The organism is Shewanella yunxiaonensis (assembly GCF_018223345.1).
Lineage (GTDB): Bacteria > Pseudomonadota > Gammaproteobacteria > Enterobacterales > Shewanellaceae > Shewanella > Shewanella yunxiaonensis.
In genome coordinates this window covers 3,019,637-3,032,271 of sequence record NZ_CP073587.1, presented here as the reverse complement: position 1 = coordinate 3,032,271, position 12,635 = coordinate 3,019,637, and the positions used below count along the sequence as shown (strand labels likewise).

The following is a 12,635-nucleotide window of genomic DNA, read 5'->3' as shown; positions in this document are numbered from 1 at the left end:
GATCCTTGCTGTTAGTGGCTGACACGCCGTTCAATGGCATCCATTAACATGCCGGTGATATCTACATCAAATGCCGCTTCAATTTCTCTGACACAAGTTGGGCTGGTGACGTTGATTTCGGTGAGCTTATCGCCAATCACATCCAGACCGACGAAAATCAGGCCGCGTTTCTTAAGTTCCGGACCAATGGCTTTGGCAATTTTCCAATCACTATCTGACAATGGCTGAGCAACCCCCGCACCGCCTGCGGCCAGATTGCCGCGGGTTTCCCCTTTTTGTGGAATTCGAGCAAGACAGAACGGCACCGGTTCACCATCAATCACCAGAATGCGCTTGTCACCTTTGGTAATTTCCGGAATATACACCTGCGCCATCGCGTAATTGTGGCCATAGTGCGTGAGGGTTTCGATGATCACTCCGACGTTTGGGTCATCTTGTTTGACGCGGAAAATGGACGTGCCACCCATGCCATCCAGCGGTTTGAGAATGATATCGCTGTGTTGGCGATGAAACTCGCGGATGCGTTTTGCGTCACGGGTCACCAGCGTGATGGGGGTGAATTCACTGAACCAAGCCGTAAACAGCTTTTCGTTGGCATCCCGCAAGCTTTGTGGTTTGTTAACGATCAGTACGCCGGCTTCTTCAGCCCGTTCCAACATATAAGTGGCATAGATATATTCGGTATCAAATGGCGGGTCCTTGCGCATCAGAATGACATCGAGCTCACTTAACGGCAGTTCCTGACGGTCGCCTAATGTGTACCAGTTGTGGGGATCCTGACGTACTTCTACGGTGCGCATACTGGCAACCGGTATCCCGGATTCCATCGCGAGATCCTGCATTTCCATGTAATACAACTGATAGCCGCGCTTCTGTGCTGCCAGAAGCATAGCGAAACTGGTGTCTTTCTTGATATTGATGTCCTTGATAGGGTCCATCAGGATGCCAAGCTTGATCATGTTACTTTCCTTTAAAGCGGGATTAACCCAAATCACCGAAGTGCAGTTGCAGTGCGGTGATAGCTGTCAGTGCTGCTGTTTCTGTACGCAGCACTCTGGGCCCCAGTAGCACTTCGGTAAAGTTGTGTTGTTCAGTCATGCTTATCTCTTGATCAGATAAGCCACCTTCGGGACCGATCAACAATCTGATTTTATGGTTGGTTAAGGGCAGTTTATTAATACCGTGACTGGCCCGCGGATGCAGGTTCAGTTTCAGTGCGCCATCTTTCTCTGCACACCAGTCCAACAATTCCATTGCCGGGCGGACTTGCGGAATGACACTGCGGCCACACTGTTCACAGGCACTGATTACAATTTTCTGCCATTGCTGGATTTTCTTGTCCAACCTTTCGCCATTTAGTTTGACGCCGCAACGCGCTGAAAACAATGGGGTGATGGTATTGACGCCTAATTCAACCGATTTCTGCAAGGTAAAATCCATACGATCCCCGCGGGAAATCACCTGACCAAGATGCAGATCCAAGGGCGATTCCGATGAATTAGCCTGCTGTGATAGTACATCCACAATGACCGACTTTTTATCAGCTTGCTGGATCCGGGCTGGGTAATCCATACCGTCGCCATTAAATAGGCAGACCTCTTCGCCGGGATTCATCCGTAATACGCGACCGATATGGGCTGCCGCTTCCTCTTCCAGCGGTAAAGCATGACCGGGGGAAATAGCACCGCTGTGGTAAATTCTCGGGACTCTCATAACGATTTCCTGCTGGGGTTACTGGGCTATTTTGCCGGAATTTCCTCGGCGTAAACAGACTGATTGGACATAGATGTTGTGATTTCCCTGAACTTTTGCAATGGCTTCATCACGCTGGCATTCATTGTTACTCACCGGGTAACTGCGATTCCACACGTTAAACAGCTTTTGTTGCGCCGATGCTAACGGTAACTGATAGGTGTCGTGCATATACAGATAGGCTCGGGCAATAGCGCCGCGGGCACGTTCAGGCGGCTGGACCTTCTTGCCTTTAAAATCGACCACCATCCCGCACTGACCATATTGGCCTGCTTGTGCATTCCACTGACTGAAACGGTAATTAGAGCGATCGCCGTTGACTTCGCCAATCGCCGGTACCAGATTGTGCAGATCGGACTCCATCAGGTTAAAGCGTTGGCTGGTGTTTTCGCAGTATTTGCGACCCCCCTGTTGCCAGCATTGCAACTGGTGACCAAATTCCCATGCCGGAACAATATGCTCCCATTCAATGCGAGACGCTCGAGCCGGTTGTTTGCGTGGTTGAAAACCACAGGAGTGCCAGTCCGGTTGCCAGCGCTTCTGGCTGCTGTCGATACGACATCCACAGTAAAAAGTATTGTTGACGGCGAGGCCTTGATAAAGTTTGGTTGCCTGCTGTTTGGCTTCGCGAAAATTTTCTGCGCGTTGCGCCAGTGCTGGTTGCCACCAAAGCAATAGCAACACCGACGCCATCAGTTGCCTGAGGCGTAAAGAACTCAATTTGTTCCCCTGAAAATACAACTTATGCCAGGGGTACTCGTCGCAGCCACTGGCTTGTAATAGTGCCGCTGATACTAAAAGAAGCTTGTTTTATTATCAAATACTGCCGTGTCATTCGGTGGGTTGTAACCATTGACCGCAACTGCGACAACAGTATTGCACCTGACCCCGCAGCACTTTATTGTGGCGGCGAATGCTGAGTTCAACTTCTCCGCAAGCACAACGGTAAGCCTTCCCTTTAGATGTGACCGAACGAGTATCAAAACTGTGGGTAGCATTACCTGGTAGTTGATAGAGGGTTTGCATCAGTTGCCGCCATTCTTTGCCATGGGGACGAACTCGTCCATACAGTTGGTGACACAGCAGATGGCAGATTTCATGGGGTACCACTTCGCTCAGGAAAGCGTCAGCATTTTCCTTAAGTAATACCGGGTTAAAGCGCAATTTATTCAGTTGCAGATGGGCCGTTCCCGCCGCTTTCCCTCGCAATTTAAAGGTAATTTCTGGGCGTGGGAAATGCTGTTTGAGCTGCTGTTCTGCTTGTTGGTAACGGGCTTCAACCGTTTGTAGCAGTTGTTGTTCAAGCGATGTTAAGGTGGAAACGGTGGGTGATGACACCTTGGGTGTTGCGTGATTAAAAAAAGAATGCCACATATTCCGCGTGTAAAAGTTATCAGGATATAGCGGGGCCTTAGCCCCGCAGATCAATTACAGTGTTGCTGCGGCAGCTTCCAGCATTGCTTTAAACTGCGCAACAATTTTTTGTTCAGTTGCGGCATCATAGCCAGCAACGCGCGGTGTGTGAATATGTCCGGTCGGAATATTGCTACCTAACTGATCTCGAAGCAGAATTGCACGGTAGGAAATTTCGTTAGAAAGATAGCCACCGCCTGAACCTTCAACCGCAGTGCTGTTCTGCAATTCTGCCAGACTGCCAGCTTCAAACGTGCCGCGTTGCAGAGTAGTTACAGTGCGATTGTCATTGATTTTCCAGTCGCCGCTAACCGATTGAATCGCGGTGACAGGTAAGGAAAACTCCACAAAATCTGGCCCGTTTAAGGTTTTACCGTCTAATTTAGGTGCCAGCGGATGTTCTTTATCGGCACCGGTCATTACGTTGCGGTTGTCTGGTGCTTTGGCCGAGCGATTACGGCCGGGGAATCGTTCAATATCAAAATCGCTGCGGCCCATGCTGACGGTCACCACCATATCGACTTGATGGTCGCGATATACCGGCGTCAGCAAAGATTCGATGATACCTTCATCAAAATCAGCAAAACGTACCGGGATCATGACAGTTTCTACCTGTACTTGTTTGCCATTCACCTTAAACCGATAACCATCCAGTGCTAATGCAACCATACCTGATGGATTGCTTTGTTCAATATGGCGGTCAAGGAAAAAGGGGTCAAATCCGGTCAACAGGATTTTTATCTGAACGTCATCGGCAAAGTTGATGTCACTGAATCCTCGAGAGGATTTTTCGACCGCCTTTACCAAAATATCTTTCTGCCAACCAGCAATGTTGAAGGCGGGACGATCTTTGGTGAGTAACGAACGCATCTTCAGTCTGCTCCAGTACAAGGAGCGATCATCATAATGTCCAGCAGTGACATCTCTCACCGCTTGTTGCCATAGACGTTGTCCTTGATGCGCAACCATCTGCGTGACTTTCAGTTCATCTTTTTGCTGATGATACTTATCTGCCAGGTCATTCACGAAAGCATGATAACGGCTCACGACCTCTGGCATGGCTTGTTCGGCTTTAGGGATTCGGTCCTCTTCAACACCGGCTACCGCTGGTAAGGACAACAATAACGCGGTGAGCAGACCGGCGATGTGGCTGGGCTTCAACATGGCATTTCCTTTGAACGATATTGTTATAAGTCAGTGATCCAATCATTGCGGTTAAGTATGCACCAGTCAGGGGGCTGCGCCAACAAAACATCGGAATTTTCCAATTTGAATAATGAGTTACATCATTAACGATTGTAGTGACTCTTGACTGTTAAACCGTTTGGTAAAGAAATCCAGAAACACGCTGATGTTAGTCGCCAGCTGACGGCGACTGGAGTACACACCATAGACCTTAAAAGGTTCAATGGGCCACTCCTGCAGGATTGGAACAAGAGCTCCACGCGCTAACTCATTCTTACACACCGCATGAGACACCATGGCGATACCGAAGTCATCAAGCGCTAGTTGCTTTACCATGGTGGCGCTGTTAACCCGCGCTTTACGCCGAAAGCTGGCCATGGATTTACGACTCCCTTTGCCTAATGGCCAGATAGGGGCAGAACGCAAGGTTCCCATTAAAATGCCATCGTGTTGTGCCAGATCTTTCGGTGTTGCAGGTGTGCCATGTGCTTTCAGGTAACCCGGGCTTGCGACCAAAATAGGTTGGCGCTCAAACAGCAGCCTTGCCACTAAATCGGATGATTGCAACGGTCCATATTTAATCGCGATATCGTAGCCTTCACCCACCAGTCCAACATCGGCATCAGTAAATTGCACATCCAGTTCCACTGCAGGGTAAAGCCGCATAAAGCCACTACACAGGTTCGCAATCACTTCCTGGCTAAAAGAAACCGGAATCGCAATCCGTAACAGACCAGAAACATCGTTATGGGTGTTTTCAACCGTGGCTTGGGCAGCTTCTACTTCGTTACAAATCGTCTGACAATGTTGGTAAAATAATGCGCCAACCTGCGTTAGACTGATAGAACGGGTATTACGCTGCAGTAGTCGTACGCCAAGCTCTTGTTCCAGCTGGGCAATTTTACGGCTAATAGTGGATTTAGGCAGGCCAGTATCTCTTGCTGCTTGAGAGAATCCTTCTGCTCTGACCACTGCAGCAAATAGTAGCATCCCATTCAAATCTGTCATATTTTTCCGACTGTCTCAAAAATGGAACAAAGCGTCTAAGGCAGTTTAATGGCAATGAAGTAGATAACAAAGTTATATTTATTGGCTGTACGTATAATTTAGAGGCTTAGCAGAGGATCTTTTTGATGACCACCAATAAGCAGCCCGAAAACTCGACTCAAGCTCTAACGCCAGATCCATTGTTTCTTCATGCAGAACACCTGGCCAAGGACTTCTCTCTATTTCCCGAGCATAGTAAAAAAAGTCTGTCTGATGAAATCAACGGACTGTTGGATGACGAAGACATCCAAAGCAATCTTAAATCGTTGGCGCTGTTGGATGTGGACGGCTATGTTGCCAAAGTCATCCAACCAACCTTGGACAAAAATCGTCCTGGAGCCAAACGCATTATCGCCGATCTGAAAGGCAAGATGATCGTCGAAAAACACAACGGCCCTTTTTATTCTGCTGAAGTTGAATTGAACTTCGGTGGTCGTAACCGTCGTGTCGGATTTATTGCTCAAGAACGCACGACCTCTAATGGTGCCTGGATGCCTGAGCACCATTTAATGTGTTGTGAAGCAATTCGCCACTTTGCCGAACTGTCATTGCCAATCGTTTACTTTATCGATACCCCAGGGGCCGATGCCGGTGAAGTCGCTAACAGTCACAACCAAGCGCATTCCATCTCTCGTGCCATCGCTGAAAGCGCTAACGTGGACGTGCCAACAGTCGGTATCGTTATCGGCGCGGGATATTCCGGTGGTGCGATTCCTCTAGCCGCAGCTAACATCCTGCTGTCGGTACGTGACGGTATCTTTAATACTATTCAGCCTCAGGGGCTGCAGAGTATTGCACGTAAATACAACCTTTCATGGCAGGAATGCGCTAAGTCAGTCGGTGTTTCTCCGGAAGAGCTTTATACCGGGGGATGTATTGACGGTATTATTGATTTCTCACCATCTGATCGCGATGAACGCCAGCACAATCTCCGCCGCGCCATTATCAGTGGTATTGAAGCGGTAGAACGAGCGGCGGTTGCTTTCGTGAAAGAATCTGAAGATCTGCGTGAGCATTACAAGCGCAGTCTTAATCGTTTTCTTTATCCTTCCAAAAATCTGCAGGCTCTTGAAGATGCAGTGCATATGTCACTGGCGAGCAGCCCGACGATGCATCTTAACTTGTTTGGCAGTGCCTATCGCTATTTGCGTTACCTGACTGCTCGCAGCCGTATCCACTCCATTTCAATGGAGCAGTATGGCCGTCTGTCTAAGGTCAGTGTTCCGGAAGGTGATCTGCGCGCACGTATCCAGAAAGAGCAGGAAAAGGTGTTCCAGTCTTGGTTATCCAATCCTGACAAGCTGGTTTATGACGAAGAACTGGCGAAACTCTGGAACAACTTTATTGCCAAGCGCGACGAAGTTGCAACTGAACGTAATATGCTGACCCGCTTGATTTTGGGTGAGCCGAAAGAAAACTACAAAAAGGCTCGTAAAGCGCTGTTGTTCAACATTGGCTGGAGCCTGTATCACCGTTGGAAGAGTAACGCTGCCAACAACTTCAAAGGCTTGATCCATTATTTGGAAACCCTGCCCGGCGAAGTCACCCAAACGCCGTGGCCAGAATTGAATCAGCTGACATTGCTGGATGTTGTGGTCAATGAAGAGTTGCGTGAAGACTTTATCTGGCAGTGTTACAACATTCTGATCTTCAACGCGCTTTACGATAATGTGGTTGGTAATCTGGCCTCTATCGCAAAAGAAGCGATGATGAACAAGAGTTTGTCCCGTTCTTCAGTCGATGGTTTGCTGCACAAGTCGATTGACCGTGCAATCTCGACTCAAGATACCGCCAACGATAAGAGCAAATTCTATAAGTGGCTGAAGTACTTTATGTCTCAGGCCAACCGTGCAGAATTGCTGACCAAAACCGAACAGTGGAAGAGTGTGGGTTTCCCGCAACTTAACAACAGTCTGTTCGTGATCCTGACGTACTTCTTTGAACGTCTGCTGCCGGAATATTTCGACAGTGAAGAAGACAATACCCAGTACACTGGTGCAATTAACCCGGTACGTATTGGTCGCCGCAAAGATTTCTGGAACCGTCTCACCATGGGCTATCAGGATCTGTTGATCCAGAAAGTGCTGCGTGAGGAAAAGAAAGCCGGCAAGATGACCTGGGGCAATATTATTGACCAGTTCTTCTCCAAGTTTGATGAGCTGAATGGCGATAAGATGACTGCCAATTCATTGAACTTCCCTGGTTTCCGTCTTTCCATTGAAGATGCGCTGGATAAAGGTATTCGTCCTTGCGGATTGATTACCGGCATGGCCAATTTCAATCACAATGGCAAGAAAATCCGGGTCGGGGTAGCCGTATCTAATACCGCGTTCCAGGCCGGGGCTTTTGATATGGCCAGCGCTGAGAAATTCTCTGCGTTGCTGATTGAATGTGCCAAACGCCATATGCCGGTGATTTGTTTTATCAGTTCAGGTGGTATGCAGACTAAAGAAGGTGCTTCAGCGCTGTTCTCGATGGCTGTGGTTAACGACCGTCTGACCCGTTTCATCCGTGATAACGAACTGCCGGTGTTGATGTTTGGCTTCGGTGACTGTACCGGTGGTGCTCAGGCATCGTTCGTGACTCATCCATTGGTACAGACCTATTACATGTCTGGTACCAATATGCCGTTTGCTGGGCAGATGGTGGTTCCGGCTTATCTGCCGTCGACTTCAACACTGTCAAACTATTTGTCTAAAGTGCCGGGTGCGATGAATGGTCTGGTGCTTAATCCATTTAGTAATACGCTGGATGAGCAACTGCAGAGCATTGATCCTTTGATGCCGATGCCAACAGAAAGCATTGAAGACGTGATTTCTGGTGCATTGTCTTCATTGGTAGCTACTTCGCATGAAACCACTGCCGATGAAATTGTGCAGGATGATCCACGTGCGCTGATGAAGCCGATCAATAAGGTCTTGATCCATGCTCGTGGTTGTACCGCTGTGAAATTGATCCGTAAGGCACATGACAACAACATCAATGTGGTGCTGGTGGCTTCCGATCCGGATATGACAGCGGTGCCTGCAGAGATGCTGACTGCAAACGATAAGTTGGTTTGTCTTGGCGGTAACACTTCGGATGAATCATATCTCAACGCCTACTCAGTGTTGCGCGTTGCTGATTACGAGAAAGTGGATGCGTTGCACCCGGGTATCGGGTTCCTCTCAGAAAGTCCACAATTTGCGGCGTTGTGTGTGAACAACGGCGTCAACTTCGTTGGTCCTAGTGTTAACTCCATGACCACCATGGGTAATAAGTCCAACGCTATTAAGACCTCTCAGTCACAAAATGTGCCGGTAGTACCAGGGTCTCACGGTATTCTGACCAATGCTGAGCAGGCGGTGAACGTTGCCAACGAAATCGGTTACCCTGTGCTGTTGAAAGCGGTACAAGGCGGTGGTGGTAAAGGTATTCAGGTTGTGCGGCGTCCAGAGGACATGATTGGCCTGTTCCAGAAAACGTCTACTGAGGCAGCAGCAGCTTTCGGTAACGGCGACCTGTATCTGGAAAAATACGTTACTTCTCTGCGTCATATTGAAGTGCAGTTGCTACGTGATAAGTTTGGCAACACCAAAGTGTTGGGTATTCGTGACTGCTCAGTTCAGCGCAACAACCAGAAGGTGATTGAAGAATCTGGTTCTACCATGTTGCCTGATGAACTGAAGCAAAAAGTGATGAAGTACACTGAGGCTTTAGGTAATGCCACTGATTACACCGGCGCGGGTACCGTAGAGTACATCTACAACCTGGACGCGAACGAAGTGTATTTCATGGAAATGAATACCCGTTTACAGGTAGAGCATCCAGTTACTGAAGTGACCTCTGGTATCGATATCGTTAGTGCGCAATTTGATATTGCCGCTGGGCGTTCAATTGAAAAACTGCAGCCAAAAGAATTGGGGTACGCTGTTGAAGTGCGTGTGACTGCTGAAAAAGCGGCACTGGATAGCCATGGTGTATTGCAGTTGGTGCCAAACCCAGGGCTGATCACCGAATGCGTTATGCCTCAGCGTGATAACGTTGAAGTGATCTCAATTGCTGCCGAAGGTAAGGAAGTTTCTCCGTACTACGATAGCCTGATTGCGCAGATCATTATTCATGGTGAAGACCGTGAAGATACTATCAATAAGATGCTGGACTATCTGGATAGTGTCGTGATTAAAGGTATTGCGACTAACATTCCATTACTGAAACGCATTTTGAGCGACCGCACTTTCCGTGATGGTGTTTACGACACTAACTATCTGCCCCGCTTGATGGCTGAACTGGATATTCCGGCGCTGATTGCTGAGATGGAAGCGGCTGCAGAAACGCAGGGCGTTGATACTGAATCCTTGCGTGTTGGTGAGTCTAATGAGCTGAAAGTGTTGGCACAAGGTGCCGGTATTTTCTACACCTCTCCAGCACCTGGTGAAGCAGACTTTGTGAAAGAAGGTGACATTGTGACTGTGGAACAGACACTGGCACTGACCGAAGCAATGAAGATGTTCTCTCAAATGACGCTGGCAGGCTTTAACCGCAAGGGTGCTGTGCTGTATCCGGAAGATAAGAAGTATCGCATTGAGCGTATTCTCAACGGTAACGGGCAGCAGGTATCTCAAGGCGATCTGCTGTTTGTGGTGTCACCTGTAGAAGAGTAAATCTTAACTTGCTTAAAAAAGCCCGCAGATGCGGGCTTTTTTATTGATGATGGAACTCGGTGTTGATGATGCGACAGGATTCTGTTTAGTGAGCATCTGTTAGTCCTGATTACAGCGCTTTTAACATAAAATGTCACAAAAGTTTCTATTATTTGCGCGAATATAAGATTTGGCCGTAAGGACATCCGTATTTCTGTGTCTTCATTTTAAATATAACCAATTGAAATTAAATGTATTTTTAAAGTAATCTGTGTAAACAAAGGGTTACTCTTGAAGGTGCTGGCGAAATTTGAAACTCCTCATTGCAGGATACAGGGATTTCGGTGTTATAATACGCGCCTTAATTTATGGGGTTCCGTCTGTCGCAGCAACGAAGTGGCATACTCCGTCTCCTATTCACTAACTCATAATGAAGTTGAATCATGACTGACTTATCGAAATACAGAAACATTGGTATTTTCGCTCACGTTGACGCGGGCAAGACTACCACCACCGAGCGTATCCTGAAACTCACTGGTAAGATCCATAAAATAGGTGAAGTACATGATGGCGCTTCAACCATGGACTTCATGGAGCAGGAAGCTGAACGTGGTATTACCATTCAGTCAGCTGCGACCACCTGCTTCTGGAAAGACCACCGTTTTAACATCATCGACACTCCTGGGCACGTTGACTTCACTGTTGAAGTTTATCGTTCTCTGAAAGTATTGGACGGTGGTGTTGGCGTATTCTGCGGTAGCGGCGGTGTAGAACCTCAGTCCGAAACCAACTGGCGTTATGCTAACGAATCAGAAGTTGCTCGTCTGATCTTCGTAAACAAACTGGACCGTATGGGTGCAGACTTCCTGCGTGTAGTTGGTCAGATCAAACGTGTACTGGCGGCTACTCCATTGGTAATGACTCTGCCTATCGGTCGTGAAGACGAATTCACTGGTGTGGTAGACGTACTGACCCGCAAAGCCTATGTATGGGATGATTCAGGTCTGCCAGAAAACTACACTGTGACAGACGTGCCTGCTGACATGGTTGATCTGGTTGAAGAGTACCGTGAACAGATGATCGAAACTGCCGTTGAGCAGGATGATGATCTGATGGAAGCTTACATGGAAGGTGAAGAACCTTCTATCGACGATATCAAGCGTTGTATCCGTAAAGGTACAATCAATCTGTCGTTCTTCCCCACATTCTGTGGTTCTGCATTCAAGAATAAAGGTATGCAGCTGTTGTTGGACGCGGTAGTTGATTATCTGCCTTCTCCAACTGAAGTTGTGCCTCAGCCACTGACTGACCCAGAAACTGGTGAAGAAACTGGCGAAGTTGCTACTGTTTCTGTGGATGAACCACTGCGCGCTTTGGCATTCAAGATCATGGATGACCGTTTCGGTGCCTTGACCTTCGTTCGTATCTATTCAGGTGTGATGAAGAAAGGCGATACCATCCTGAACAGCGCGACTGGCAAGACCGAACGTATCGGCCGTATGGTGATGATGCATGCTAACGACCGTAGCGAAATCGATTCTGCTCAGGCCGGTGACATTATCGCTGTCGTGGGTATGAAGAACGTTCAGACCGGTCATACTCTGTGTGATCCTAAGCACGAATGTACTCTGGAACCTATGATCTTCCCAGATCCAGTGATCTCTATCGCGGTAACTCCGAAGGACAAAGGTGCTTCTGAGAAACTGGGTATCGCACTGGGTAAAATGGTGGCTGAAGATCCATCATTCCAGGTGGAAACTGACCAGGAAACTGGCGACACCATCCTGAAAGGGATGGGTGAATTGCACCTGGACATCAAAGTCGACATTCTGAAACGTACTCACGGTGTTGAACTGAGCGTAGGTGCGCCACAGGTGGCTTATCGTGAAACTATCACTAAAGCCGTTGAAGATAGCTACACTCACAAGAAACAGTCTGGTGGTTCTGGTCAGTACGGTAAGATTGATTACCGCATCAAACCAGGTGAAGCCAACACTGGCTTCAAGTTTGTGTCTTCAGTAGTGGGCGGTAACGTACCTCGTGAATTCTGGCCAGCTGTTGAATCTGGTTTCGAATCTATGATGAAAGAAGGCCCTCTAGCAGGCTTCCCTGTACTGGACGTAGAAGTTGAACTGATTGATGGTGCTTACCACGCAGTTGACTCATCAGCTATCGCGTTTGAAATTGCTGCGAAGGCTGCGTTCCGTCAGACTATGCCAAAAGCGGGTCCACAGCTGCTGGAACCTATCATGAAGGTTGACGTGTTCACTCCAGACGCTAACGTCGGTGATGTGATTGGTGACCTGAACCGTCGTCGCGGCATGATCAAGGATCAGGAAGCTGGCCTGACTGGCGTACGCGTTAAGGCTGACGTGCCATTGGCTGAAATGTTCGGTTATATCGGTACTCTGCGTACAATGACTTCAGGTCGTGGTCAGTTCTCTATGGAGTTCTCACACTACGCTGCATGTCCTGCCAACGTTGCAGAAAAAGTTATTGCTGAAACCAAAGCTAAAAAAGCTGCTAAATAAGCTTGCTTAGTGAAGAAAAAACCCGCCATCTGGCGGGTTTTTTTATGACAAAAATAAATGATAAAAAAGCCAGCTAATCGCTGGC

At 48.1% G+C, this 12,635-nt stretch carries 8 protein-coding genes; 2 read left to right on the top strand and 6 right to left on the bottom strand.

Features of this window, described 5'->3' with window-relative positions; genetic code table 11:
• Nucleotides 1–11: 11 nt before the first annotated feature.
• From gshB to KDN34_RS13860, 6 genes are all read right to left on the bottom strand, one after another.
• Complete coding sequence (gene gshB / locus KDN34_RS13885; protein WP_212594310.1) at nucleotides 12–959, bottom strand: glutathione synthase; 948 nt, start codon at nucleotides 957–959, stop codon at nucleotides 12–14.
• 22 nt (nucleotides 960–981) lie between these two features.
• The gene (rsmE, locus tag KDN34_RS13880; RefSeq protein ID WP_212594309.1) at nucleotides 982–1,713 is read right to left on the bottom strand and encodes a 16S rRNA (uracil(1498)-N(3))-methyltransferase; all 732 of its coding nucleotides are present in this window, start codon (nucleotides 1,711–1,713) and stop codon (nucleotides 982–984) included.
• An 18-nt stretch (nucleotides 1,714–1,731) separates the two neighbouring features.
• Nucleotides 1,732–2,445, bottom strand: coding sequence for an endonuclease (locus KDN34_RS13875; RefSeq protein WP_212596668.1), 714 nt, complete (start codon nucleotides 2,443–2,445; stop codon nucleotides 1,732–1,734).
• A 138-nt stretch (nucleotides 2,446–2,583) separates the two neighbouring features.
• Nucleotides 2,584–3,126, bottom strand: a complete 543-nt coding sequence (locus tag KDN34_RS13870; RefSeq protein ID WP_212594308.1) for a SprT family zinc-dependent metalloprotease — start codon at nucleotides 3,124–3,126, stop codon at nucleotides 2,584–2,586.
• Between the two features lie 54 nt (nucleotides 3,127–3,180).
• Nucleotides 3,181–4,329: a pyroglutamyl-peptidase I family protein gene (locus tag KDN34_RS13865; protein ID WP_212594307.1), complete on the bottom strand. Its 1,149-nt coding sequence runs from the start codon at nucleotides 4,327–4,329 to the stop codon at nucleotides 3,181–3,183.
• Nucleotides 4,330–4,446: 117 nt separating this feature from the next.
• On the bottom strand, nucleotides 4,447–5,358 hold the full coding sequence (locus KDN34_RS13860) for a LysR family transcriptional regulator (protein WP_212594306.1): 912 nt from the start codon (nucleotides 5,356–5,358) through the stop codon (nucleotides 4,447–4,449).
• A gap of 125 nt (nucleotides 5,359–5,483) precedes the next feature.
• Between KDN34_RS13860 and KDN34_RS13855 the strand changes: the two genes are divergently transcribed.
• Both KDN34_RS13855 and fusA read left to right on the top strand, forming a co-directional pair.
• Nucleotides 5,484–10,040, top strand: coding sequence for an ATP-binding protein (locus KDN34_RS13855; protein WP_212594305.1), 4,557 nt, complete (start codon nucleotides 5,484–5,486; stop codon nucleotides 10,038–10,040).
• Nucleotides 10,041–10,462: 422 nt separating this feature from the next.
• Nucleotides 10,463–12,550 (top strand): elongation factor G, encoded by a 2,088-nt coding sequence (gene fusA, locus KDN34_RS13850; protein ID WP_212594304.1) that lies wholly within the window; start codon nucleotides 10,463–10,465, stop codon nucleotides 12,548–12,550.
• Nucleotides 12,551–12,635 lie beyond the last annotated feature (85 nt).